Below are 24,515 nucleotides of genomic sequence, written 5' to 3' on the forward strand. Positions count from 1 at the left end.
AGGCACGCTTGACACTATGGATGCACATGAGAGGCGGGCCTGGGGCCCGCTCATCCGTGAGGCGCGCAAGGCGCAGAAGATCGATCAGGAAGAGCTCGCGCAGATGGCGGGCACGACCCGCCGAACGATCGGATCGATCGAGCGCGGAGACACGACGGCGCAGACCGACGTGCTCAAGCGGATCCTCACGGCGCTCGGGCTGACCCAGTCGCTCGAGCTCGACCCAGACGTCCGCAACTTCGTCGCCATGCTGGGGCCCCTGCTCCAGCGGCTGGCGACAGACGAGCGCGCCCGGCTAATGCCGGCGATTGTGGAGTTGGTGGCCGACGCGCTGCAGGGTGATGCCAGCGCCGAGCCGACCCCGATTCGCGCCCGGCGCCCGATGTTCTCCTTCGACGAAGCCGACCAGGCCGCCCGCGACGAAGACCGCGAGAAACCCCGCATGGGGGACGAGTGACCGCAGCTCTGTCGGAGCTGGCACCTATGGTCCCGCCCGTGCCACTTCCCCACCCCTGGCGCCAGCTCCGAGAGCTTGCGCACGTCACGCTCCAGTGGCATGAGGGCGGCAAGATGGGCCAGGTCGACCACGGCACCCAGACCGTGAGCCTTCGACTTGGCCTCACCTGGGAGGAGCGCCGATGCACGCTTCTGCACGAGCTTCTCCACCTGGACAACGGCCCCCAGCCGTTCGGGTTGAAGGCGAAGGAGGAAGAGACCGTCCGGCGCCAGACGGCGCGCGAGATGCTCCCGGACATCTGGCAGGTCGGTGAGGCCCTGGCCTGGGCGCACACACCAATGGAGGCCGCCGAGGAGCTCGGCGTGGACCTATACGTCCTGCGCAAGCGGCTGCGGCACCTGCACCCCAGCGAGCTGCACTACCTCGAGCGCCGGCTGGCGCAGGCGGAGTGAGTGCCCCGTGACCGGCGGGATTTCTGAGAAGCCGCGGCGCGCTGAACACGCCGAGGATGTGTACGCCCGAACAGGACCGCGCTAGATTCGGGATATAGCGGCTGTTGGAGAGGTCGCGGGGATGCGCTTGGTCTGCTGCCAGACCCTTCCGGTTCGACCGGATGCAGCGCCCCCGGGCCCCTCGAGCAGTCGCTTCCTCATCTCCACGCCGCCTGGCGCCACCACGGGATGGCGGCCAGGGTCGCCGGCCTTCCGAGCCACTTGAAGCCGTAGTTCACGCGCCGTCCGTTGACCGCGCGGATCTGGTGCGCCGTGCGTAGGAAGTGGTGCTCCTCGAAGCCGCCGAACTCGTCCGGTCGGAAGGCCAGCGCGAGCATGCCGGCGTACTGGTCTGCGGCTTGGAGCCCGAGGTAGTTCGCCTGGCCGTCGAAGTGCAGGCTGTGCATCAGGTGCCACGGCACCCAGTGCGGGTTGTTGCTACGACGGCGGTGGTCGATGTAGTCCGCCGTGGTGTCGTGTTTGAAGCCGCGAACGTGGCCGAAGCGGACGAGCGCATCGCGGGTTCCTCCGGGCCAGTCCCGGGCGGCAAGCAGTACCCGCTCCATCACCATGCCGGCAGCGAAGTTGTAGAAGAGGGCGTGATCGTTCCTCATTCCGGCCTGCTGCGGGATCCCGGCCTTCTCGACGGCGACGTGCACCACCATCGCAGGCGTCAGCGCGCCGAGGAGGGACGCGACGCGCTGTCGGCGCGGGAAGGTCTTCACGTGCTCGTTCCAGTGGAGCGCCTTGCCTGCGGGGATGCCGAAGTCCTGGCGTAGATCGCGGACGGCCTGCATCAGGTGGGCCTCGTCCTCGTCCGCCACCAGCACGGCAGAGAAGGCGAAGAACGGGGAGGCCTTCGGGCCAACTCCCCGATCGCCGGTCTCGTCGATGTAGACGCGGAGCAGCCGGCGTCCAGTGGTAGCGGTCACGGCCAGAACCTTACGGTCGGGCTCCCCCGGCAGCGCGCAGGCCGGCGTGGCCTGTGGAGAACCGATCAGGCAGCGTCGATGGCCGCTGGCCCGAGCTGCAGACCACGGTGCTCGGCCTCGTCGGCAAGCGCGGCCGCGAGCTGGCGCAGCGCGTCATCGGGTAGTGACTGGACCCGCGGGAGCCATGAACCGGTCGAGGTCCGGCCGGCGAACGCCTGGGACGCAGCGTCCGCGGCGAGCAGCTGGGCGTCGGGGAGCAGGTGCGAGTAGGTGTCGACGGTCGTCTGGATCGACTCGTGGCCAAGGCGGGCCTGGACGACGTGGATCGGCGTGCCGGCGGCGAGCAGCCAGGACGCGTGGGTGTGGCGGAGGTCGTGGATCCGTGGGGCCTGGGCGAGCGTGCCCGTGCACCCGCACGGCGCCGGCGGGGTCTTGTGGAGCTTGCACCGCTGCGGCTCGCCGGTCCCGCACCGGCAGGCCGCCGGGGTGTGGGTCGGGCAGTGCTGGGCGCGCCAGAGCGCGGGGCGCCAGTTCTTCGACCAGAAGGTGCGGTGGACGATCATCCCGCCGCGGGGCGCGGTGAAGACGAGGTCGCGGCCGGCCTTGCCGTCGAGCAGCGGCCGGAGGTCCTCGACGACCTCGGCCGGTAGTACGACGGTGCGGCGGCCCTTCTTCGTCTTGGGCGGCCCGATGACGCGCTGGCCGTCGCTGGACCACTTGAGTGCGCGGCGGATCTTCACGGTGCGTGCGCCGAGGTCGACGTCGCCGCGGCGGAGGACGACGGCCTCGCCCCAGCGGCAGCCGGTCCCGACCAGGAAGCGGAGGAAGGGGCGGTAGTGCGGGTGGAAGGTGTCGTAGAGCGCGTCCCACTCCGCGTGGGTCATGCAGACCATCTCGGCGTCGTCTTCGTCGTCCTCGGAGTCGACGGCGACGCGCCGGCCCTCCGGCAGGCGGACGCCCTTGGCCGGGTTGCGGTTGAGGTGGCCGAGCTCGATGCAGCGGGTGACGACGGCCGAGAGCAGGCCGCGCTGGTTCTCGAGGCTCTTCGTCGAGTAGGCCTCGCCGGTCGCGCCCTTGCCGGCGGCGAGGTCGTTCACGGCCTGGCGGACGACGTCGGCGGTGAGCTGGTCGGCGCGCGTAGTGCCGATCAGGTGGCCCCAGCTCCGGGACCAGAGGCGCTCGTAGCCGAGGCGGGTTCCTTCCTCGATGCCGGTGAGCAGCCGGATGTGGTCGGCGGCGATCTCGTCCAGCGTCGGGATGCCCTTCTCCTGCTCGCCCTCGTAGAGCTTGTCGAGCGCGCCTTGCGGGCCGAGCGCGTCGAGCCACTTCGAGAAGGTCTCTGCGTCGCTCTTCTTCGTGAACGACTCGGAGGTCTGCAGCGGCTTCCCGGTCTTCGGGCTGGTGCCGTGCCGGAACCGGACCCGGTAGGTGGTCGTTCCGTCGCTGTTGGTGAGGGTCTCGACCTTGCGCATCGGTGTCTCCTGTCGTCGTGGCCGGACGCTAGTCGCGGGCACCGACAGGGGGCGGTGTGTACGGGAGTGCATTTAGGCGAAATGCACTTCGGCCCCCGGTCTGCGTTTCCGCAGGCCAGGGGCCGAAGTGCTTCGTGTGCGCGAGGGGGGAGTTGAACCCCCACGTCCTTTCGGACACACGGACCTGAACCGTGCGCGTCTGCCTATTCCGCCACTCGCGCTTGAAGCGGGGCTCACGTTATCCCACCGTCCACGTATGTCCCAAACCGGGCCGAGGGGCTGCCGCACCCCTTGTCCGCAGCCCGTTACGATCGGTGCGACCCGGCGCACAGGCTGGGCTCGTCGGCCTGCCGTGGTCGAAGCGGCCGACCCGGCCGAGGAACCGAAGGGAGGCGGGTCAGGGATGAGCGGACTGTCACGGTTCGAGCACAAGCTGGAGGAGCTGATCTCCGGCGCGTTCGCCCGCACCTTCCGCTCCGCGGTGCAGCCGGTGGAGATCGCCGCGGCGCTGCAGCGCGAGTGCGACAACAACGCCCAGATCCTCTCCCGCAACCGCCGGATGGTCCCCAACGACTTCCACGTCGAGCTCTCCCGCACCGACCTCGACCGGCTCGCGCCGTACGACTCCGCGATGGCCGAGGAGCTGCGCCACCAGCTGCAGGAGCACGCCGAGCAGCAGGGCTACGTCTTCCCGGGCGCGGTCAGCATCGACTTCGAGCCCGCCGACGACCTCACCACCGGTCGGTTCCGCATCCGCAGCCGCGCGCAGGCCGCGGTCAGCGGCGACGCCAGCCACACGCAGGTACGCCGGGCCCGGGCCCTGCTCGAGGTCAACGGCACCCGCCACCCGCTCCAGCCCCCGGGGCTGGTGATCGGCCGCGGCACCGACGCCGACGTCCGCATCAACGACCCCGGGGTCAGCCGCCGCCACGTCGAGTTCACCGTCACCGGCGAGCCGCCGCGGGTCGAGGTCCGCGACCTGGGCTCGACCAACGGCATGCACGTCGACGGCCACCGGGTCACCCAGACCGGCCTCCGGGACGGCTCGACGGTCAAGATCGGCAACACCACGATGACCGTGCACGTCGTCGAGGAGGACGCGGATGTCTGAGCTGACGCTGTTCCTGATCCGGCTGGCCTTCCTCGCCATCCTCTGGATCTTCGTCCTGTCGGCGGTCTCGGTGATCCGGTCCGACATGTTCGGCGCCCGGGTGCCCGAGGCCGCGCGCGGCGGCGAACGCCGCAGCCGGTCCGCGCGCTCCGCCCAGCCCTCCAAGCGGCGCCGCGGCGCGCCGACCCACGTGCTGGTCACCGAGGGCGCCAACAGCGGCGAGCGCGCCGAGCTCGACCAGGCGCCGATCCTGATCGGCCGCGGCAGCGACGCCGCCATCCGGCTCGACGACGACTACGTCTCGACCCGCCACGCCCGGATCGCCGCCTCCGGCGACCAGTGGTTCGTGGAGGACCTCGGCTCCACCAACGGCACCTACATCGGCAGCGTCCGGCTGACCCAGCCCACGACGGTCACCGTCGGCACCCAGATCCGGATCGGCAAGACCATCCTCGAGCTGCGGAAGTAGTCGCCGATGACCGAGCCGACCACCGAGTCGACGCCGGAGCCGGCCCCGGGCCCGACCACCGGCCCGAACACGCGCCCAGCCACCGGCCCAGCCACCGGTCCGGCCGACGGCCCGAGCGGGGCCCCCAGCCCGCTGCGCCTCGACTTCGCCGCGATCTCCGACGTCGGCAGGGTCCGCAAGGACAACCAGGACTCCGGGTACGCCGGCCCCTGGCTGCTCACCGTCTGCGACGGCGTGGGCGGGGCCGCCCGCGGCGACATCGCCTCCGCGACCGCCGTCCAGCAGCTGCGCCGGCTCGACCGGCCGCCGGGCGAGGACCTCCTCGGACAGGTCGCCGGCGCCCTGCACCGGGCCCACGACCGGATCGCCGAGCTCGTCGACGAGGACCCCTCGCTCAACGGCACCAGCACCACCGCGACGGTCGCCCTCTTCGACGGCCAGCGGCTCGGGATCGGCCACGTGGGCGACAGCCGGGCCTACCTCTACCGATCCGGCGAGATCACCCAGCTCACCAAGGACCACACGTTCGTCCAGAGCCTCATCGACGAGGGCCGGATCACCGAGGCGGAGGCCCGGGTGCACCCGCACCGCAACCTCATCCTCCGGGCCCTCGACGGCATCCACGAGGCCGAGCCGGACCTCTTCCACATCGGGCTGGCCGCCGGCGACCGGCTGCTGCTGTGCAGCGACGGCGCTTCGGGGGTGCTCGACGAGCCCCGCCTCGCCGACATCCTGTCCACCGGAAGCCCCGACTTCGCCGCCGTCGAGCTGGTCCGCGCGAGCCTGGAGGCGGGCAGCTCCGACAACGTGACCTGCCTGGTCGCCGACGCCGTCGACGCCACCGCCGAGGCGTCGCCGCCCCACCCGCTGCTGGTCGGCGCGGCCGCCGAGATGCGCAAGCGCGCCCGGGCCCAGAAGGGCAGCCTGTTCCGCGGACACCGCTCGGGCGACACCGGCGAGCTCGAGCCGGTCACCGCCGACATCCCCGACGAGGTCGGGTTCGCGATCACCGCGGACCCGCTGGACCCCGAGGCGATGCGCTACGCCCCGCGCCCGCCGCACCGCTACATCTGGCTCAAGCGGCTGCTGGCCCTGCTGGTGCTCGTGGGCCTGGTCTGGATCGCCGGGGCGGCCGCGTGGTCGTGGAGCCAGCAGCAGTACTACGTCGGCCAGCAGGACGGGAGGGTCGTGATCTTCCGCGGCCTGAACGGCGAGCTGCCGGGCCTGGCGCTCTCCACGGCGTACGAGACCAGCGACGTGCAGCTGGACCGGCTCTCGGACTTCGACGCCGGCCGCGTCCGCGAGGGCATCGACGTCGGCGACCTCGGCGACGCCGAGCGGGCGGTCGACACCCTCGCCGCGAAGCAGACCGGTGCGCCCGCCAGCCAGGGCACCGCCAGCCAGACGGGGACCTCCGACACGGGGACCGGGAGCTGACATGGGCCTGAAGACGTCGAAGACGGGCCAGAGGTCGGCCCAGAGGTCGGCCCAGAAGTCGGGCCAGAAGTCGGGCCAGAAGTCGGGCCAGCGGTCGATGCCCGGGATGGGCCACCGGACCGCTCAGAACGGCGGCGCGCTCCTGGGCTTCGTGCACCGGCGGCGCCGGGGCGCGGAGCTGTTCCTGCTCGTGCTCGCGCTCGCGGTCGGCATCGGCGCCTACGCCGCGGTCGGGCTCGGCGTCCAGGGCGAGGTGCCGGCCGACATCGTCGGGTACGGCGGCTGGCTGGCGCTGCTGGTGATCGGCTGCCACGTGGTCGTGCGCCTCGTCGCGCCGTACGCCGATCCGGTGCTGCTGCCCGTCGTGGCGGCCCTCAACGGCCTGGGCCTGGCGGTGATCCACCGCCTCGACCTCGCCTACGCGACCGACGGCAGCGACGCGACCCCCTCGGGGTTCGCCCGCCAGCAGCTGATCTGGATGACGCTGGGCGTGCTGCTGTTCATCGCGACGCTGCTGCTGCTGCGCGACCACCGGGTGCTGCAGCGGTTCACCTACACCAGCGGGCTCGCCGCGATCGTGCTGCTGCTGCTGCCGATGCTGCCGATCATCGGCGCCAGCATCAACGGCGCGCGGATCTGGATCCACCTGGGCCCGTTCAGCTTCCAGCCGGGCGAGGTCGCCAAGGTGCTGCTGGTGATCGCGTTCTCCGGCTACCTGGTGCTGCACCGCGACGCGCTGGCGCTGGCGGGCCGGCGGTTCCTGTTCATCGACCTGCCCCGCGGCCGCGACCTCGGGCCGATCCTCGCGATGTGGCTGATCAGCCTGGGCATCCTGGTCTTCCAGCACGACCTCGGCTCCAGCCTGCTGTTCTTCGGCCTGTTCCTGATCACGCTCTACGTCGCGACCGAGCGGCCCGGCTGGCTGGTCGTGGGCGGCGGGCTGTTCCTGGTCGGCGCGTTCGCGGCGTACAAGCTGATCAGTCACGTCACCGAGCGGGTCGACGTCTGGCTGCACCCGATGTACTACTACAGCGACCTGCACGGGGCGAAGAGCTTCCAGCCCGTCGAGGCGATGTTCGGGATGGGCTGGGGCGGCCTGATCGGCCGGGGCTTCGGCAACGGCAGCCCCGAGCGGGTGCCCTACGCCAACTCCGACTTCATCGTCAGCTCCATCGGCGAGGAGCTCGGGCTGACCGCGGTGATCGCGGTGATCCTGCTCTACGGGCTGATCGTCGAGCGCGCGCTGCGCGCCGCGCTCGTGTGCCGCGACGGGTTCGGCAAGCTGCTGGCCTCCGGTCTGGCGGCGATCTTCGCGCTGCAGGTCTTCGTCGTCGTCGGCGGCGTCACCGGGCTGATCCCGCTCACCGGCCTCACCACACCGTTCCTCTCCTACGGCGGGTCCTCGCTCGTCGCGAACTGGGTGATCATCGCGTTGCTGCTGCGCATCTCCGACCAGGCCCGTCGACCCGTGCCGGACCTCTCCGTCACGGACGAGGAAGCCGACTCCGAGGCGACCCAGGTGGTGAAGCTTCCGCGATGAACAAGCCGATCCGCACGATCTCGCTGTTCTGCCTGCTGCTGTTCCTGGCGCTGATGATCAACGCGACCTACCTGCAGTACTGGAAGGCCGGCGCCCTGAACGACGACCCGCGCAACCGGCGGGTGATCACGGCGGCGTTCTCCCGCGAGCGCGGGGCGATCCTCGTCGGCCGCGACCCGGTGGCGCAGAGCGTGAAGTCCGGCGACCGCTACAAGTACCAGCGCAAGTACCCCAAGCCGTTCGAGTACGCCCCGCTGACCGGGTTCTTCTCCTTCTACAGCCAGACCGGCGTGGAGCAGACCGAGAACGACGTGCTCTCCGGTGACGACTCCAAGCTGTTCGTCAACAACCTCGTGGGCCTGCTCAGCAACGACTCCGCCAAGGGCGGCAACGTGGAGCTGACCATCGACCCGGCCGCCCAGGACGCCGCGTGGAACGGCCTGAAGGCGCTCGGCCCGAACGTCCAGGGCGCGGTGGTGGCCATCGAGCCGAACACCGGCAAGATCCTCGCGATGACGTCGACGCCGACCTACGACCCCAACAAGCTGGCCTCCCACGACCTGTCCTCGGTCCTGCAGACCTACTCCCGACTCCAGAAGGACCCCGCCCAGCCGATGATCAACCGGGCGATCCAGACCGTGCTGCCGCCCGGCTCGACGTTCAAGCTCGTCACCGCCTCGGCCGCGCTGGAGAGCGGGAACTTCGACCCGCAGTCGCGGGTGCCCGGCGGGACCTCCCTGGACCTGCCGCAGACCAGCAAGGACCTGCACAACGAGAACGGCGTCAGCTGCGGCGGCAGCCAGATCACGCTGACCCGGGCGCTCGACGTGTCCTGCAACGTCTCGTTCGGGTGGCTCGGCCTGCAGATCGGCGGCGACGCCCTGCGCCAGCAGGCCCAGAAGTACGGCTTCGGCCAGCACTACTTCGACGACCTCCCGCAGCAGGCCATCAGTCGCTTCCCCTCCGGCGACCTGGCGCCGCCGTTCGAGGCGTACTCCGCGATCGGCCAGTACGAGGTGGCCGCCACCCCGCTGCAGATGGCGATGGTCGGCGCCGGCATCGCCAACCGGGGCACGGTGATGAAGCCCTACCTCGTCGACGAGGTCCAGTCCTCCGACTACGACGTCCTCGACAAGACCCAGCCCTCGGAGCTGTCCAAGGCGGTCTCGCCGCAGACGGCCGCCGAGCTGACCCAGATGATGGTCTCGGTCGTCGACCAGGGCACCGGCACCCCCGCCCAGATCCCCGGGATCTCCGTGGCCGGCAAGACCGGCACCGCCCAGTCGACGCCCTCGCGGCCGCCGTACGCCTGGTTCGTCTCCTTCGCCCCGGCCAACGACGCCAAGGTGGCGGTGGCGGTGCTGGTGCAGTCCAGCGACACCGCGCGCAGCGAGATCGCCGGCAGCGCGCTGTGCGCGCCGATCGCCAAGGCCGTCATGCAGGCGGTGCTCCAGTGAGCCCCGACCCCACGAGCGGTGGCCCCCCGGACGGGCCCGACCACGGCTTCGCCGACGAAGGCGGGCGCTACCGGCTCGACTCCCGGATCGCCACCGGCGGGATGGGCGAGGTCTGGCGCGGCACCGACACGGTGCTGGGCCGCGAGGTCGCGATCAAGCTGCTCAAGCACGAGTACGCCGACGACGCCTCGTTCCGGTCCCGGTTCGAGACCGAGGCGCGGCACGCCGGCTCGCTGCACCACCCGGGGATCGCGGCGGTCTTCGACTTCGGGGAGGGCTCGGGCATCGGCGGCTCCGGCGCCCGACCGTTCCTCGTGATGGAGCTCGTCGACGGCCAGCCGCTCTCGGCGCTGCTGCGCCCCGGGGAGCCGATGGACCCCGACGCCGCGCGCGACCTGCTCGGCCAGGCCGCGGCGGCGGTCGGCGCCGCCCACGCCGCCGGCATCGTCCACCGCGACATCAAGCCCGCCAACCTGCTGGTCACCCCGGATCGCCGGGTCAAGATCACCGACTTCGGCATCGCCCGGGCCGCCGACGCGATGGCGATCACCCAGACCGGCCAGGTGATGGGCACCCCGCAGTACCTCTCGCCCGAACAGGCCCGCGGCAACGCGGCCACGCCGGCCTCCGACGTCTACGCGCTCGGTGTCGTCGCCTTCGAGTGCCTGGCCGGCCGGCGGCCGTTCGTCGCCGACAGCCCGGTCGCCACGGCCCTGGCCCACCTGCGCGAGCCCGTTCCGGCGCTGCCGCCCGAGGTGCCCGCCGACCTCGCGGCCGTCGTACGCAAGGCGTTGTCGAAGGAGCCGCACGACCGCTTCGCCGATGGCGCCGCGTTCGCCACCGCGCTGCGCGACCCGGCCACGGCGGCCACCGCGATCGTCCCGCCGCCGACCGACGGCGACCACACCCAGGTGCTCGCCGGCGCCGCCGGTGCGGCCGGGCTGGGTGCGGCGGGGCTCGCCGGCGCGGCCGCTGCGGAGGAGGCGCCCCCGACCAGCGCGGGACCGGCCGCGGGCCCGACCGAGGGGGCTGCGGGGGGCGCAGGCACCCCGGGCGGCGGCCGCCGGCGCGCCGTCCTGTGGCTGCTGCTGGCCGCGCTGGCGGTGCTGCTCGTGATCGTGATCGGCTTCGTGGTCCTCGCCCGGACCGGCGACGACACCACCCCGACACCGAACCCCACGCCGACCGGGAAGCACCACCGCCACACCCCCTCCCCCCAGCCGACCCGCTCCGCGAGCACGACCGCACCGTCGCCCACCGAGTCCTCGAGCAGCTCCCCGACCGAGTCCCCGAGCGCCTCGCCGAGCTCGACGGCACCGACGTCACCCACCGGCTCGCCGAGCACCTCGGCGCCCTCGTCGCCCTCGACCTCCCCGAGCGCTTCGACGAGCAGCTCCCCGACCACGAGCCCGACGACCCCGGCCAGCCCCTCCGCCAGCGCCACCCCCACCGCCAGCGCCCCCGCCAGCCGGGGGTCCACCGCGGCCTCCGGCCAGTCCCCAGCTCCCGCCACCTCCTCCCCGAGCACCGCCGGCAGCACCAGCAGCCGTCGGTCGGTGCCGGCCGACGACGGAAAGGTCACCCGCTGATGAGCAACCCGCAGCCGACCCTGGTCGGCGGACGCTACGAGCTCGGCGAGCTGCTCGGCCGCGGCGGGATGGCCGAGGTCCGCAAGGGCATCGACACCCGGCTCGGGCGCGTGGTGGCGGTCAAGCGGCTGCGCACCGATCTCGCCAGCGACGCCACCTTCCAGGCCCGGTTCCGCCGCGAGGCCCAGTCCTCGGCCTCGCTGAACCACCCCGCGATCGTCGCGGTCTACGACACGGGTGAGGAGTACGCCGAGGAGGACGGTCACGGGGTCGCCCAGCCCTACATCGTGATGGAGTTCGTCGCCGGCCGCACGCTGCGCGACATCCTGCGCGAGGGCCGCAAGATCCTCCCCGAACGGGCGTTGGAGATCACCAGCGGCGTGCTCTCGGCGCTGGACTACAGCCACCGCGCGGGCATCATCCACCGCGACATCAAGCCCGGCAACGTGATGCTCACGCCCAGTGGCGACGTCAAGGTGATGGACTTCGGCATCGCCCGGGCGATCAGCGACGCCTCCTCGACGATGACCCAGACCGCGGCGGTGGTCGGCACCGCGCAGTACCTCTCCCCCGAGCAGGCCCGGGGCGAGACGGTCGACTCGCGCTCCGACGTCTACTCCGCGGGCTGCCTGCTCTACGAGCTGCTGACCGGGCGGCCGCCGTTCGTGGGCGACAGTCCCGTGGCCGTCGCCTACCAGCACGTCCGCGAGCCCGCGGCGCCGCCGTCGGACCACGACACCGACCTGCCCCCCGAGATCGACGCGATCGTGATGAAGGCGCTCGCCAAGCGCCTCGAGGACCGCTACCAGTCCGCGGCGGCGATGCGCAGCGACATCGAGCGCTACCTGGCCGGCCGGCCGGTGCACGCGGTGGTGCCGCCGGCGCCGCCGACCTCGGTCATCGCGCCGGTGGAGGCCGCGGCCGACGCGACCGCGGTGCGGGCCGCCGTACCCCCCGAGGAGCCGGCGGGCCGCGGCCCGCGCACCGGCCTGCTGGTCGGGCTCGGGCTGCTGCTCCTGGTGCTCATCGCCGCGGCGGTGTTCCTGGTGCCGAAGCTGTTCAACAGCCCGCCGGACCAGGTCCGGGTGCCGTCGGTGACCGGGTTGAGCGAGAAGAAGGCGCGCGCCGAGATCGGCGACGCGGGCCTGGGCATCGGCAACGTCGACTACCAGTCCGACGACAGCGTGAAGAAGAACCAGGTCATCAGCCAGGACCCCGACCCCACCAAGGACGCCTACGTGGCCCCGGGCTCCGACGTGGACCTGGTGGTGTCCACCGGCAAGCCGCTGATCAGCGTGCCGTCGGTCGTCGGGCTCGACCGCGCCGCAGCCGCCTCCACGCTCCGGGGCGACAACCTCCGGGTCACGTTCTCGATGAGGGACTCCGACGATCCCCGCGGCCAGGCGCTCTCCACCGACCCGGCCCCGGGCCAGAGCGTGCCCGAGGGCACCAAGGTGACCGTCTACTGGTCCGACGGCCCCGAGACGGTGCCGGCCGTGGTCGGCATGGACCGCAAGGCCGCCGAGCAGGCGATCCGGGACGCCGGCTTCACCCCCGACGTCGTCAAGACCTCCGACACCACCAAGCCCGAGGGCACGGTCATCCGGCAGAGCCCGAAGCGCGGGGAGAAGGCCAGCCAGGGCTCGACGGTGACGCTGGTGGTCTCCAGCTTCCAGCAGCCCAGCGAGTCGCCGTCGCCGACCGGCTCGCCGTCCGCGTCGCCCACCGGGCCCCCGTCCGGTCCGCCGACCACGTCCCCGCCGCTGCCGACCGGGCCGCCGAGCCCCACCGGCCGGCGGTCGGCGCCGGGTCGGGCGCACTGACGCCGGCCGCGGCCGGGCGGGTCAGTTGTCGAGCGGCTTGGCGTAGTTGAGGTCGAGGAGCCCGTCGTACGCCGGGGCCGTGATGTCGGATTCCAGCTGCAGGTCCCAGCCGACCGAGATCGTGGGGTCGGCGGCCTGCGCGCGGTAGAGCTGCAGGTAGGGGTTGCCGTCGATGGCGCCGAGCAACGCGGCCTGGTCGCCGACCGCGGAGATCACGTAGGGCTGGGAGTAGGGCACGCCCTGCAGCTGGACGGCGTTCCCCTCGCACTTGATGCCGGTGGTGCTGACGATCCGCTGGCCCTGGACGGTGACCGCGGTGGCCCCGGCCGTCCACATCGCGTTGACGACGGCCTGGATGTCCTGCTGGTGCACGACGAGGTACTTCAGGTCGCGGGTGGTGGAGTTGATGACGTCCTCGGGGGCGTCGGACAGCGTGACCGTGACCCCGGGGCCGGAGCGCGGGACCAGCCCGGCGGGGTCCTTGAGCTTCTCGATGCGCCGCTGGGAGCGCTGGACGTCGCGGTCGTTGACCGCGTCGGTCAGCGAGACGACCTCGGAGTTGAGGTCCTTCACGCGCTGCTCGAGGTGCTGGTAGTCCCGGGCCTCCCCGCTGACCAGCGAGGAGAGGTTGGTGTAACGCCCCGGACGCAGGTCGGTGCCCTCGCTGTTCGCGGCGCTCACCACGAACAGGCCCCCGCACAGCAGCAGGACCAGCGGGGTGCCGATCCGCCACGCTCGCCAGCCCCGTCGCGGACGGCGGGGGGCTGGGGCCTCGTCGTCGGCGGGCCGCGCGTGGGAACCGGGTGTCACGCGGACTAAGGTAGCCCGAAACCCGTGGCGCTGCGCCACTGGTGCTAGCCGATATCCCGGCCCCGCCGGGGGCCGTCACCGAGGAGCGATCTCGTGTCCAAGCCGAAGGCCAAGCAGCCGGACTACCTCAACTCGACCCGCGGACCCGTGGTGTCCGCACGCTTCGTGGCCGTCCTGGTCCTGGTGGTCCTCGGCATCGCGTGGATGGCCTACTACTACGCCGCGGTGCGGGTCGACCCCACCGCGGTCCCCGCGCCGAAGCCGGGCAGCCCCTCCTGGATGGCCGACCTGGGTGACTGGAACTACCTGATCGGCTTCGGGCTGCTCTTCCTCGGCCTGGTGCTCGCCGCGCACCCGAGCACGCCGCTGGGCCGGGGCAGCGGGGTCGTGGTGGGCATGCTCGGCTGCTTCGTGCTCGGGCTGCTGTGGATCTGCACGTTCTACGTGATCAGCAACGACATCAGCGCGCTGCCGGTCTTCGACGACCTGGGCCAGCGGAACCTGCTGGTCGGCATCGGCTTCATGGCCGTCGGCTTCGTCTACGCCACCCGGTGGGAGTGACCCGCCGGTCCGGGCGCTGACCCGCTGTTGTCGACACCCGCCCAGCGCCGTGTAGGCCACCTCACAGGTTTGTCCACGACATGTGGACGACCGCGGGCCTCATCCACAGCGGCGGCGGCCGGGGCCCGACCTTGTCCACAGGCTGCCACCTGGAACCGCCGGACCGTTCGTCAGAATGGTCCGGCGGTTTTGCACATTGTGGATAACTCCTGTGGAGAACTACATCGATGTGATTCTCCACAGACGTCTCCACAGTTGTGCATCAACCCTCCCGAGGATGGCGGAGCACCGACGCCATGAGAAGGACGCTTCCCCCAGATCGGGTATGCGGAAACGGCAGGTGACCGTCTGGTCTGGTCCGGTCCGGTCCTCCGGGGGACGGCGGCCGGCTGGCGGGACGGCGGCTGGCGGGGGCGGCGGCTGGCCGTGGGCCCGGGGCGCGCGTGGGTGGGCGCGAGCGGAGGGTGCCTCCGCGGTTTGAACATACATTTGTTCAAACCGCGGAGGCACCCCCTGCGCAGCCTCGGCCCCCGAGTCGCCGCCGGAGCCGGCTCAGCCCAGGACCGCGGTCCGGGCGAGGACCGCGACGACCAGCCCCACGCCGACCGCACCGAGTCCGGCGGTCTGCCACAGCACCCGGCGCGGGCGCGGGGACCAGGCCAGGATCGCGGCGATCAGGGCGCCGCCGAGGAAGCCGCCGAGATGCCCCTGCCAGGAGATGTTGGGCGAGGTGACGGTGATGACGAAGTTGATGCCGATCCACAGGAGGATCTGCTGAGGATTCGCGCGCACCTTGATCGCGAGCACCAGCAGGGCGCCCATCAGGCCGAAGATGGCCCCCGAGGCGCCGAGCGTGGCGCCGTGCGGGGGTGAGAACCAGTAGGCCATGGTGGAGCCGGCCAGCGCGGAGAGCAGGTAGAGCGCGAGGAACCGCGCGCGCCCGATGGCCATCTCGAGCTGGGGGCCGAGGAACCACAGGGCCAGCATGTTGAAGCCGATGTGCCAGATCTCGACGTGCGTGAACGCACTGGTGAGCAGCTGCCACCAGGCGCCGTCGCTGACGCCCGGGTACCAGTGGCCGTCCCCCGGCGGGTTGGTCCCCAGCGCACACGCCTGCTGGGAGAAGAGCGGGTAGGCGCGGCTGGGGTAGGCGTTCGAGCCGCACACGCCGGTCGGCAGCAGCATCAGCCGGTTGAGCAGGGTGCTGGCCGCACCCCCGGTCGCCAGCACCAGCAGCCACACCGCGGCGTTGATCGCGATCAGCACCATCGAGGTCAGGCCGGGGTTGCCCGGCCGGAGCCCGCCGTACGCCGTGCGCCCGCTGCGCGTGGTCCGGGCGCCCTCGTCGATGCACTGCGGGCACTGGAAGCCCACCGCGGCGTCGCGCATGCAGTCCGGGCAGATCGGCCGGCCGCAGCGCTGGCAGGTGACGTAGGTCTCGCGACCGGGGTGCCGGTAGCAGGTGGGCACCCCGGTCGGGGTCGGGCTGCTGTTCAGGAGCGCACGACCTCGACGTGCTCGATGACCACAGCCTCGGTGGGACGGTCGCCCGGGCCGGTCGGCGCGGTGCCGATCGCGTCGACGACGTCGCGGGAGGCCTGGTCGGCCACCTCACCGAAGATCGTGTGCTTGAAGTTCAGCCAGGTGGTGGCGCCCAGGGTGATGAAGAACTGCGAGCCGTTGGTGCCCGGACCGGCGTTCGCCATCGCGAGCAGGTAGGGCTTGTCGAAGGTCAGCTCGGGGTGCGGCTCGTCCTTGAAGGTGTAGCCCGGGCCGCCGGTGCCGGTGCCCAGCGGGCAACCGCCCTGGATCATGAAGCCCTCGATCACCCGGTGGAAGCCCAGGCCGTCGTAGAACGGGCCGCTCCTCCCGTTGCCGGCGTCGTAGGACTTGGTGCCCTCCGCCAGGCCGGTGAAGTTGGCCACGGTCTCCGGCGCGTGGTCGGGGAACAGGTTGAGCGTGATGTCGCCCTTGTTGGTCTTCAAGATGGCCTGCAGGTCAGCCATGACTGCCTCTCGCGTGAAGTGGGTACGACGTGGAGGTCGATCCGCATCGATGTCGTGCGACCCCGATCCTCGCACGCACGCCAACACCGGTGCCACGAGGTGCTCCCCGAGCCGTACCGGTCGAGGCTGGTTGGGTCGGGCGAGACATGATCGAATGGAAGCCACCGACGATAAGGAAGTGTCACGCCCATGGGCCTGCGCAAGAAGAAGTCGCTCATCGACCAAGCCTCTGAGTACGTCGAGACCGTGCGCCCACACGTGGAGTCGGCCGCCCAGACCGCCGCTGTGACCGCCAAGGCGGCCGCCAAGGAGGCCCGTGAGCGTGCCGTGCCGCTGATCGCGGAGGCTCGTGAGAAGGCCGGCCCCGCGCTGGCCGACGCGCGGGTGAAGGCCGCTCCCTACCTCGCCGACGCCCGGGACAAGGCCGCGCCGTACGTCGCCGACGCCCGGGAGAAGGCCGGTCCCTACCTCGCCGACGCCCGCGACAAGGCCGGTCCCTACCTCGCCGACGCCCGGGAGAAGGCCGCCCCCTACGTCGCCCAGGCGCGGGAGAAGGCCGGCCCGGCGCTCGCCGACGCGCGGGAGAAGGCCGGCCCGGCGATCGCCGACGCCCGCGCCAAGGCTGCGCCGGTGCTCGCCGCCGGCGCCGCGGTCGCGACCGAGAAGCTCGCCAAGGGGGCCGGCTACGCCGCGGCGAAGGCCGACGAGGCTGCGGCCAGGGCGGCCGAGGTCAACGCCGCTCACCAGCAGAAGAAGGGCGGCAAGCTGAAGAAGGTCGTCCTGATCGGCGCACTCGCGGCCGCGCTGGGCCTGCTGGCCCGCAAGCTGAAGGGTGGCGGCGGCGACAACTGGCAGTCGGCCTACACCCCGGCCCCGGCGCCCACCCCGGCGCCGAGCCCGGCCCCGGCGTCGCCGGCCGCCCCCATGTCGGGCGCCTCCGGTGACACCGACGACGACACCGGCGGGGCCTCCCCCGACGAGGCCGTCGCCGACCAGGTCGACGCGCCGCACCCGGTGACCACGCCGGACGACCCGGCCGAGGTCGTGGACCTCGACGCCGCCCGCGACGACAAGGCCTGAGCGACGGGGCCTGAGCCACCCGCGGCCGGGCCTCAGCTCGGCGTAGGCCGCCTGGACCGGCCGGAGGAGAGATCCTCCGGCCGGTTCTGCTCCACCCAGGCGTCGATCTGCTCCCACCATCGGTAGAGCCAGTCGATGCGGGCCTCGCGGCCCTCGGGGATCTCGGCGCGGGGGACCTGCCACCAGCGCATGATCAGCACCTTGTCCATCGGCAGCTCCCGCCACACGTCCGCCACGGTGCGCAGGTGGTCCAGGCCGGTGTGGGCCACCATCACCACGTCGGCGTCGGGTGCGGCGTCGAGCGCGGCCAGGAAGCCGCCCGGCTTGGGGGCCAGCACGTGGGTCATCTGCTCGGCCCGCCGGGCCATCCGCTCCATGCCCAGCCGGCGCAGCCGGTCGATGGCGCGCTGACGCCGCTCGGGGGTGAAGTTGCCGCCCTCGGGGAAGATCACGAACGCGTCGTTGTCGTCGAGCCCCTGCGCGAGGCTGGCCACCTGGCTCTCGAGGTCCTCGCCGTCGCCGGGGTGGGGGGTGATGAACCGCGCCGGGATCCGGTTCAGCAGCACGTCGATCGCCGGGTCCCAGGCCAGGGTGTCCTTGAGCACGACGCGCGGCTCGCGGGAGTACCAGTGCATCAGCGCGTAGATCAGCGTGAAGGAGTCCCCGGGCCCGGCGTGCCGGCAGCAGACCACCAGCGGGACGCCCGGGTGGGCGTCCGGCGAGGGCCCGTCGGTGACGATCCGCAGGCCCAGCACCCGCCGCGCCTCCCGGAAGAACACCCACGTCACGCCCTGGACGAGGTCGTAGTGGATGCCCTCGAAGTACGGCGTCCGGATCCGCCGGCCGAAGCCCGACGCGAGCCACAGCCCGAGCATCACCACGAGCAGCAGCGACTCGCAGGTCAGGTAGAGGATCGCCACCCACAGCAACCGCCCGGCGCGCAGCCGGCCGGGGAGGAGCGGGGAGAGGGCCGCGGCCGCGATCAGCCACAGCGGCAGGGTCACCCACACCAGGCCGGTCAGCGCCACCACGGCCGGGGCGAGGACGAGACGGCGCAGCAGCCAGGTCCCCGGGCCGCTCACCGGGCGCCCGGCCCGGCCAGGTGCTCGCGGAGGTAGGCGCCGGAGGCCTCGTAGGTCTCGTCGATGCGCCGCTGCACGCCGGCGAAGTCCCGGCTGCCCAGCAGGCTGTCGTCGCGGGTGGAGGTGCCGCGCGCCGGCAGCACGTGGGCCTCCACGTCGTCGGGCAGCTCGGACATCTCCCGGACGAACCGGTGCCGGCGGGCGATCTCGAAGGAGACCCGGGCCACCTCCCAGGGCCGGCGCGGCACCTGCAGCGGCCGGTCCACCCGACCGACCTGCAGCACGAAGATGCGCGTCGCCCCCAGCCGCACCGCCCGGGCGACCGGGATCGAGTTGACGATGCCGCCGTCGAGGAAGTGCTCGTCGCCGACCTTGGCCGGCGGCAGCAGCCCGGGTACGGCGGCGCTGGCGACGACCGCGTCCACCACCGGACCGGAGTCGAACCAGTGCTCGCAGGCCCGCTCGATGCTGGCCGCGCACACCTGGAACCGGACCGGGAGGTCCTCGATCCGGGTGTCGCCGAACTCCTCGCGCAGCCGCTTCTTCAGCGGCTTCGCGGAGTAGATGTGGGTGCCGGTGGACACCGCCCGGCGCACGGTCCGGAACGGGCGGTCGCCGTACACCTCCTGCCGGGCCTCGCTGGCGCCGCGCCACAGGTCGGTGAGCCGCCCGATCACCGCCGGCGACGGGTCCCGGGCCACCATGGCGCCGTTGAGCGCGCCGACGCTGGTGCCGAGCACCAGCTCCGGGCGGATGCCGTGGTCGAAGAGCGCCCGCAGCATGCCGACCTCGACCGCGCCCAGGACCCCGCCGCCGCCGAGCACGAACGCGGTCGTCACGCGGTCACCTCGGGTAGTCCGTGACGAAATGGCCCCGTCCGGGGCTCGGGAGGGGCCGGAACGTCACGGACTATCTCGCCTCGGCGGTGGAGACCAGCTCGGGGTGCTCGGCCCGCAGCCGTTGGGTGACCCGGTGCTCGACCCAGAAGATCAGCAGCGGGATCAGGCCGGCGGCCAGGGCGACGACGGTGAACGTCGCGCTCCACCGGGCCCGCCGGGAGAGGAAGAACGCCACCACGACGTAGATCATGAACGCCCATCCGTGGGCGACCCACAGGATGCTCGCGGACTCGCCGAACCGCTGCAGGCTGCTGCCCTCGGTCGCGAGATACTTCAGGGGGAGCGCCACCAGCGCGCAGAACGCGAGCAGCACGCCGACGATGATCGCCAGCACGCGGTAGGCGTTGAAGAGGTTCTTCACGTCCTCGAGGTTACTGACCCGCCGCGGCCGCCCGCCGGCTCACCCCCGACCCGGTCCCCGGGAGTGGCCTGGGTCTCCACCGGCTCGCCCTCGCGACGCACGTCGCGCACCCACCGGCCCCAGATGAAGACCGCGAACCCGGCGAAGAACCACCACTCGATCGCGTAGAAGAGGTTGCGCAGCGCGGTGAACGCTCCCGCCGGGGGCAGCTGCTGCAGGTCGGCGTGCACCAGGCCGCTGGTGCCGTCGTTGGTCGCGGCCGCGCCGACCGGCCAGTCGCCCGGCGCGGCCCGGTCGGCGACGACGGCGTACGCGCCGTAAAGGTCCTGGTGCACGTGCTGGAGCAGGTCGGCGGTGCGCAGCTGGGGGAGCACGTCGTCGCCGGGGTCCTTGTCCATCTCCCCCGAGCCCTCCGAGGGCTGGAGCCAGCCGACCATCCGGGCGGTGCCGGTCGGGGGGGCCGGTGCCTGCGCGGGCCGGGCGACCCAGCCCCGCACGACCGGGATCGCGGGGTCGTGGGCGCCGGGGATCGCCAGCGGGGTCACCACCCAGTAGCCGTCCTGGCCGTCGTGCTCGCGTCCGGAGACGTAGACGGTGCCGCCCGGCACCCAGGTGCCGTCCAGGACCACCGGCTGGCCGACCCGGTCGCCGGGGAACGGCGCGTCCGGCCCGATCACCGAGCGCAGCGGCACCGGGGCGGAGCGGGTCAGGTCCTGGGCCTCGGCCGCGCGGCGGGCCCCCCACGCGTCGTACTGCCAGACCCCGAGACCCACGGCGGCCAGCGTCAGCACCAGCGCCAGCAGGTGCACGCCCCAGTAGCGCGGGGCGAGCGGGGAGGGCACGTGGGGAAGTCTACGAACCCCTCCGCGCCGGCGCGGCGACGGTGCCCACCGGGCGGGGCCTCCTGTCGCCGAGTCGGCGCATGTTGACGTTCCACACGGGAACACGGCGCCAACGAGCGCCGACTCGGCGTGCGTACGGCGTCAACGAGCGCCGACTCGGCGTACACACGCCGTCAACCAGCGCCGACTCGGCGGATCAGGGGCCGGTCGGCTCCGGGATCGGCGTCACCTCGTCGCAGACGGCGAACGGCAGCTCCTCGCCCAGCACCAGGCGGGCCGCGAGCGCCGGGCGCGGCACCTGGTAGCCGATCCGGCCGGTGGCGGGGTCGCCGACACCGTTGCGGAAGGCCTCGCCGAACTCACCCGCCGGCCAGTGGTCGCCGAGGTGCAGGCGGTCGAAGAGGTCGGTGCGCCCGGTCGCCATCCGCACGGTGGCCAGGTGGTCGCCGAAGGAGACCGCGAACGCGTCGAGGCCGTCGAGCTGCGTGACCCGGGCGGCGACCCGGTCCTGCTGCTCGGCGTCGGCATCCGGGCCGAGCGCGTCGGTGAGCGGCACGCAGCCGCGACGGACGTAGGTCGCCTCCGCGCGGTCACCCACCAGGCCGACGACCGCCGGGTCCGTCGCCCAGCTGGCAACCGAGTCGGCGGTGGTGCCGGAGACCACGAGGTGCTCGCCGGCGACGACCCGGGCGCCGGCGAGGCCCGCGACACCGTCCCGGACCGCCCGGCGGACCGGTTCGAGATCGAGCCCGGGGCGCAGCGCGAGCACGTAGCCGGTGCCGTCGGGGCCGCGGAAGTGCGCCTCCCAGTCGACGTCGTCCTCGGTGAAGCCGTAGTCGAGGTCGAGCCGGGAGGTCTCCGGCCGCAGCTGCCCCTCGGTGAGCAGCGGCGCCTCGGTCGCCGCCCGCGCCCAGAACTCGGACCGGTCGGTCCTCAGGTCCGCGCCGGTCAGGTCGGGGACGCCGAGCTGGCGGCGTACCTCGTCGAGGTCGGTGACCGTCAGCGTGGTGGCGTCGGCGGGCACCAGCGGCAGCACGGCCTCGGCCGGCTCCGCGCCCGCGTCGTACGCCGGGGTGCCGCTCAGCCGGGCCGGCGGTGCCGAGGAGTCCGCGTCCGGCGGCGGGACGTCGTCGCAGCCGGCCAGCGCCAGCAGGAGCGCTGCCGAGACCAGGGCGCCCGCCACCCTCGGGCGCCGCGAGGGGCGTGCGGACGACGTGCTGGTGGAGCCTAGGGGACTCGAACCCCTAACCCCCTGCTTGCAAAGCAGGTGCGCTACCAATTGCGCCAAGGCCCCAAGAGGGAGGGTCAGCCGCGCTCGACGTTGTCGGTGGCCTCGGCCCACAGGGCCTGCTCGGCCTTGCCCTCGTCGATCTTCTTCTTGGCGATCACCGCACCGGCGGCGGCCAGCAGGACCAGGACGAGCTTCTTCACGGTGACTCCCAAACTGGGTCGGGGCGCCTGCCGGACTGGCAGGGGTCGGACGTGGGTGTGGTCGCGGGGACCGGGCGGACCCGGCCCGGTGTCCCCTGTTCCGGGGTCGACCCGGCGCACAGGCTAGCAATCGGGGTCGGCCCGCGGGTAATCCGCCGAGCCCGGGGCAGGGCCGGAGGGGCTTGTCTCGCGGCAGGGACCGACCTACCGTGCAGGACACGGGGGCCTGTGACGTGACCCGCATCCGACACCGGAGTCGCGCCGCTCGGGCCGTCCTACTACGGGGAGGACGGGGATGCAGACTCATCTCCTGCGGCGGCTGGCCGCCGAGCTGGTGGGGACGGCCCTGCTGGTGCTCTTCGGAGCCGGGTCCGTGGTGGCCACGCTGACCGTGGGCGGCGGACAGCTGGGGTACGCCGACCTGGGGTTCGTCGCCCTTGCCTTCGCCATCGTGGTGGCCCTGGTCGTCCACGGCTTCGGGCCGGTGTCCGGGGCCCACATCAATCCCGCGGTCTCGATCTCGCTGGCCGTGACCCGGCGCTTCCCCTGGGCGGAGGTGGGTCCCTACGTGGCGGCCCAGCTGGTCGGCGGGTTCGTCGGCGGCCTGCTCGTCGTCGCCGCCTTCGGCACCGACGCCGTCGACCTCGGCATGGGCGCGACCACGCTCGCCAGTGGCGTGCCCTACTGGCAGGGCATCGTCGCGGAGGCGCTCGGGACCTTCATCCTGCTGTTCGCGGTGATGGCCCTGGCCGTCGACACGCGAGCGCCGATCGGCTGGGCGGGCCTGATGATCGGCCTGGCCGTCGCCCTGGAGATCCTGCTCATCGGTCCCCTGACCGGGGGCTCGGTGAACCCCGCACGCACCTTCGGCCCCTACCTCACCCTCAGCGTCTTCGGCGGCGACGTGCCGTGGTCCCAGTACGGCGTCTACGTCGTCGGCCCGCTGCTGGGCGGGATCGCCGCGGTCCTCGTCTACGACCTCCTCGCCCTGACCCGCCCCGCGGAGCGGGCCGCGGCCGAGGCCTCGTACACAGCCGAGACCCCGTCGGCCCCCCAGCCGCCTGGGTCGCCGGGGTCGCCGGCCCCGACCCAGGCACCCACCGACCAGGACTGAGCCACCGACGAAGCCACCATCAAAGCCACCAACAAAGGAGGAAGCCGTCATGCCAGGTAACCGAGTCGTGGTCTACAAGGGCCCCGGAGAGGTCGCGGTCGAGACGATCGACTACCCGAAGCTCGAGGTCCCCCAGGACGTCGTGACGGGGCTGGGCCTGAAGAAGGCGGCTCCACACGCCGCCATCTTGAAGCTGGTCACCACCAACATCTGCGGCAGCGACCAGCACATGGTCCGTGGCCGGACCACGGCGCCCGTGGGCCAGACCCTCGGGCACGAGATCACCGGCGAGGTCGTCGAGGTCGGCGACGACGTGCTCTTCGTCAAGGAGGGCGACATCTGCTCGGTGCCGTTCAACATCGCCTGCGGGCGCTGCCGTATGTGCAACGAGGGAAAGACCGGCATCTGCCTCAACGTCAACCCCGCGCGTGCCGGGGCGGCGTACGGCTATGTGGACATGGGCGGCTGGCTCGGCGGCCAGGCGGAGTACGTCATGATCCCGTTCGCGGACTTCAACCTGCTGAAGTTCCCCGATCGCGACCAGGCGCTGGAGAAGATCCTCGACCTGACGATGCTTTCCGACATCTTCCCGACCGGCTACCACGGCGCCTACACGGCCGGGGTGACGACCGGGTCGACGGTGTACGTCGCCGGGGCCGGCCCGGTCGGACTGGCCGCGGCGCACTCGGCCCAGCTGCTCGGGGCGTCCGTGGTGATCGTCGGGGACATGAACGCCGAGCGGCTCCGCCAGGCGCAGAGCTTCGGGTGCGAGACGGTCGACCTCAGCTCGGGCGGTGAGCTGCCGGACATGATCGAGCAGATCCTCGGGGAGCCCGAGGTCGACGCCGCGGTCGACGCGGTCGGCTTCGAGGCCCGCGGGCACGGCGCCGGCGCGGAGGAGGCGCCGGCCACGGTGCTCAACGACATGATGACCGTGGCCCGGGCCGGGGCCTCGCTGGGCATCCCGGGCCTCTACGTGACCGGCGACCCCGGTGGGGTCGACGAGCACGCCAAGGTCGGCCAGATCGGCGTGCGACTCGGCCTCGGCTGGGCGAAGTCACACGCGTTCGCCACCGGCCAGTGCCCGGTGAAGCGCTACAACCGGCAGCTGATGAACCTGATCCTGGCCGACAAGGCGCAGATCGCGAAGGCGGTCAGCGCCACCACGATCAGCCTGGACGAGGCCCCCAAGGGCTACCAGGAGTTCGACAAGGGAGCGGCCAAGAAGTACGTCATCGACCCGCACGGCATGGTCGCTGCCTGACCCTGCGGGCACCTCGCGGCCGGGCGGCTGCTCAGGCGAGTCGCCCGGCCGCGGGGGTGCCGCGGCGGCACGGGCCGGGAGCCGGATCGGCTCCGCCCGGGCCGGGAGGGACCTGGCCTGACGAACTGGCCGGTGGAGAACCGGCCAGGAGAATTGGCCGGGAGAGAACTGGCGTGGTGGGCCTAACAGGACTTGAACCTGTGACCTCTTCCTTATCAGGGAAGCGCTCTAACCGTCTGAGCTATAGGCCCGGGACCTGGCTGTGCCAGGGGGTGGTCGACCAGCGA

Annotated in this window: 24 protein-coding genes and 3 tRNA genes; 13 read left to right on the forward strand and 14 right to left on the reverse strand. The window is 72.5% G+C overall.

All coding sequences use genetic code 11. The annotated features are described in order from the left end of the window. Positions 1-16 precede the first annotated feature (16 nt). Positions 17-457 carry a helix-turn-helix domain-containing protein gene (locus BJZ21_RS00150; RefSeq protein WP_179661903.1) on the forward strand — a complete coding sequence of 147 codons (441 nt, stop codon included), beginning with the start codon at positions 17-19 and terminating at the stop codon, positions 455-457. Between the two features lie 38 nt (positions 458-495). Further along, positions 496-909 carry a hypothetical protein gene (locus tag BJZ21_RS00155; protein ID WP_179661904.1) on the forward strand — a complete coding sequence of 138 codons (414 nt, stop codon included), beginning with the start codon at positions 496-498 and terminating at the stop codon, positions 907-909. Between the two features lie 197 nt (positions 910-1,106). Here the strand turns inward: BJZ21_RS00155 and BJZ21_RS00160 are convergent, their stop codons facing one another. From BJZ21_RS00160 to BJZ21_RS00170, 3 genes are all read right to left on the reverse strand, one after another. Then, entirely contained in the window at positions 1,107-1,880 is a 774-nt protein-coding gene (locus BJZ21_RS00160; RefSeq protein WP_179661905.1) for a DUF3800 domain-containing protein, read from the reverse strand. Positions 1,881-1,945: 65 nt separating this feature from the next. Continuing rightward, the gene (locus BJZ21_RS00165; protein WP_179661906.1) at positions 1,946-3,352 is read right to left on the reverse strand and encodes a tyrosine-type recombinase/integrase; all 1,407 of its coding nucleotides are present in this window, start codon (positions 3,350-3,352) and stop codon (positions 1,946-1,948) included. A 137-nt stretch (positions 3,353-3,489) separates the two neighbouring features. Next, positions 3,490-3,573 (reverse strand) — tRNA-Leu (locus tag BJZ21_RS00170). A 182-nt stretch (positions 3,574-3,755) separates the two neighbouring features. On the opposite strand from BJZ21_RS00170, the gene BJZ21_RS00175 reads away from it, so the two are divergent. From BJZ21_RS00175 to pknB, 7 genes are all read left to right on the forward strand, one after another. Continuing rightward, positions 3,756-4,463: an FHA domain-containing protein gene (locus tag BJZ21_RS00175; protein WP_179661907.1), complete on the forward strand. Its 708-nt coding sequence runs from the start codon at positions 3,756-3,758 to the stop codon at positions 4,461-4,463. Next, the gene (locus BJZ21_RS00180) at positions 4,456-4,932 is read left to right on the forward strand and encodes an FHA domain-containing protein FhaB/FipA (RefSeq protein ID WP_179661908.1); all 477 of its coding nucleotides are present in this window, start codon (positions 4,456-4,458) and stop codon (positions 4,930-4,932) included. The genes BJZ21_RS00175 and BJZ21_RS00180 overlap by 8 nt, the downstream gene beginning before the upstream one ends. A 6-nt stretch (positions 4,933-4,938) precedes the next feature. After that, the gene (locus BJZ21_RS00185) at positions 4,939-6,369 is read left to right on the forward strand and encodes a protein phosphatase 2C domain-containing protein (protein ID WP_179661909.1); all 1,431 of its coding nucleotides are present in this window, start codon (positions 4,939-4,941) and stop codon (positions 6,367-6,369) included. A gap of 106 nt (positions 6,370-6,475) precedes the next feature. Then, the gene (locus BJZ21_RS00190; RefSeq protein WP_179665413.1) at positions 6,476-7,909 is read left to right on the forward strand and encodes an FtsW/RodA/SpoVE family cell cycle protein; all 1,434 of its coding nucleotides are present in this window, start codon (positions 6,476-6,478) and stop codon (positions 7,907-7,909) included. Continuing rightward, positions 7,906-9,366, forward strand: a complete 1,461-nt coding sequence (locus BJZ21_RS00195) for a peptidoglycan D,D-transpeptidase FtsI family protein (protein ID WP_179661910.1) — start codon at positions 7,906-7,908, stop codon at positions 9,364-9,366. Before BJZ21_RS00190 ends, BJZ21_RS00195 begins: the two co-directional genes overlap by 4 nt. Next, positions 9,363-10,955 carry a protein kinase domain-containing protein gene (locus BJZ21_RS21285; protein ID WP_179661911.1) on the forward strand — a complete coding sequence of 531 codons (1,593 nt, stop codon included), beginning with the start codon at positions 9,363-9,365 and terminating at the stop codon, positions 10,953-10,955. Before BJZ21_RS00195 ends, BJZ21_RS21285 begins: the two co-directional genes overlap by 4 nt. Next, complete coding sequence (pknB, locus tag BJZ21_RS00205) at positions 10,955-12,778, forward strand: Stk1 family PASTA domain-containing Ser/Thr kinase (RefSeq protein ID WP_179661912.1); 1,824 nt, start codon at positions 10,955-10,957, stop codon at positions 12,776-12,778. The genes BJZ21_RS21285 and pknB overlap by 1 nt, the downstream gene beginning before the upstream one ends. 21 nt (positions 12,779-12,799) lie before the next feature. On the opposite strand, the gene BJZ21_RS00210 is transcribed toward pknB, so the two are convergent. Continuing rightward, positions 12,800-13,588, reverse strand: a complete 789-nt coding sequence (locus BJZ21_RS00210) for a DUF881 domain-containing protein (RefSeq protein WP_179661913.1) — start codon at positions 13,586-13,588, stop codon at positions 12,800-12,802. 93 nt (positions 13,589-13,681) lie between these two features. On the opposite strand from BJZ21_RS00210, the gene BJZ21_RS21615 reads away from it, so the two are divergent. Next, complete coding sequence (locus BJZ21_RS21615) at positions 13,682-14,149, forward strand: cell division protein CrgA (RefSeq protein WP_179661914.1); 468 nt, start codon at positions 13,682-13,684, stop codon at positions 14,147-14,149. A 552-nt stretch (positions 14,150-14,701) separates the two neighbouring features. On the opposite strand, the gene BJZ21_RS00220 is transcribed toward BJZ21_RS21615, so the two are convergent. Beyond that, positions 14,702-15,619 (reverse strand): rhomboid family intramembrane serine protease, encoded by a 918-nt coding sequence (locus BJZ21_RS00220; protein ID WP_343051874.1) that lies wholly within the window; start codon positions 15,617-15,619, stop codon positions 14,702-14,704. 23 nt (positions 15,620-15,642) lie between these two features. Then, the gene (locus tag BJZ21_RS00225) at positions 15,643-16,155 is read right to left on the reverse strand and encodes a peptidylprolyl isomerase (RefSeq protein WP_179661915.1); all 513 of its coding nucleotides are present in this window, start codon (positions 16,153-16,155) and stop codon (positions 15,643-15,645) included. Positions 16,156-16,344: 189 nt separating this feature from the next. Between BJZ21_RS00225 and BJZ21_RS00230 the strand changes: the two genes are divergently transcribed. After that, the gene (locus BJZ21_RS00230) at positions 16,345-17,235 is read left to right on the forward strand and encodes an apolipoprotein A1/A4/E family protein (protein ID WP_179661916.1); all 891 of its coding nucleotides are present in this window, start codon (positions 16,345-16,347) and stop codon (positions 17,233-17,235) included. A 32-nt stretch (positions 17,236-17,267) separates the two neighbouring features. On the opposite strand, the gene BJZ21_RS00235 is transcribed toward BJZ21_RS00230, so the two are convergent. The 7 genes from BJZ21_RS00235 to BJZ21_RS20545 form a co-directional block, all read right to left on the reverse strand. Continuing rightward, the gene (locus tag BJZ21_RS00235; RefSeq protein WP_179661917.1) at positions 17,268-18,317 is read right to left on the reverse strand and encodes a 1-acyl-sn-glycerol-3-phosphate acyltransferase; all 1,050 of its coding nucleotides are present in this window, start codon (positions 18,315-18,317) and stop codon (positions 17,268-17,270) included. Beyond that, positions 18,314-19,156, reverse strand: a complete 843-nt coding sequence (locus tag BJZ21_RS00240; protein WP_179661918.1) for a patatin-like phospholipase family protein — start codon at positions 19,154-19,156, stop codon at positions 18,314-18,316. Before BJZ21_RS00240 ends, BJZ21_RS00235 begins: the two co-directional genes overlap by 4 nt. Before the next feature lie 70 nt (positions 19,157-19,226). Beyond that, the gene (locus BJZ21_RS00245; RefSeq protein WP_179661919.1) at positions 19,227-19,577 is read right to left on the reverse strand and encodes a DUF3817 domain-containing protein; all 351 of its coding nucleotides are present in this window, start codon (positions 19,575-19,577) and stop codon (positions 19,227-19,229) included. After that, positions 19,574-20,419 (reverse strand): SURF1 family cytochrome oxidase biogenesis protein, encoded by an 846-nt coding sequence (locus tag BJZ21_RS00250; RefSeq protein ID WP_179661920.1) that lies wholly within the window; start codon positions 20,417-20,419, stop codon positions 19,574-19,576. The genes BJZ21_RS00245 and BJZ21_RS00250 overlap by 4 nt, the downstream gene beginning before the upstream one ends. Positions 20,420-20,615: 196 nt before the next feature. Further along, on the reverse strand, positions 20,616-21,602 hold the full coding sequence (locus tag BJZ21_RS00255; RefSeq protein ID WP_179661921.1) for a hypothetical protein: 987 nt from the start codon (positions 21,600-21,602) through the stop codon (positions 20,616-20,618). 35 nt (positions 21,603-21,637) lie between these two features. Further along, a tRNA-Ala gene (locus BJZ21_RS00260) sits at positions 21,638-21,713 on the reverse strand. Positions 21,714-21,724: 11 nt separating this feature from the next. After that, positions 21,725-21,850, reverse strand: a complete 126-nt coding sequence (locus tag BJZ21_RS20545; RefSeq protein WP_218851191.1) for a DLW-39 family protein — start codon at positions 21,848-21,850, stop codon at positions 21,725-21,727. Positions 21,851-22,145: 295 nt separating this feature from the next. Here BJZ21_RS20545 and BJZ21_RS00265 point away from each other — a divergent pair, with 295 nt between their 5' ends. Both BJZ21_RS00265 and fdhA read left to right on the forward strand, forming a co-directional pair. Continuing rightward, positions 22,146-22,964, forward strand: coding sequence for an MIP/aquaporin family protein (locus BJZ21_RS00265; protein ID WP_179661922.1), 819 nt, complete (start codon positions 22,146-22,148; stop codon positions 22,962-22,964). A gap of 49 nt (positions 22,965-23,013) precedes the next feature. Next, positions 23,014-24,228 carry a formaldehyde dehydrogenase, glutathione-independent gene (gene fdhA / locus BJZ21_RS00270; RefSeq protein WP_179661923.1) on the forward strand — a complete coding sequence of 405 codons (1,215 nt, stop codon included), beginning with the start codon at positions 23,014-23,016 and terminating at the stop codon, positions 24,226-24,228. Between the two features lie 174 nt (positions 24,229-24,402). Here fdhA and BJZ21_RS00275 read toward each other — a convergent pair. Continuing rightward, positions 24,403-24,479, reverse strand: a tRNA-Ile gene (locus tag BJZ21_RS00275). Positions 24,480-24,515: the final 36 nt, after the last annotated feature.

It is taken from the genome of Nocardioides panaciterrulae (assembly GCF_013409645.1).
GTDB lineage: Bacteria > Actinomycetota > Actinomycetes > Propionibacteriales > Nocardioidaceae > Nocardioides > Nocardioides panaciterrulae.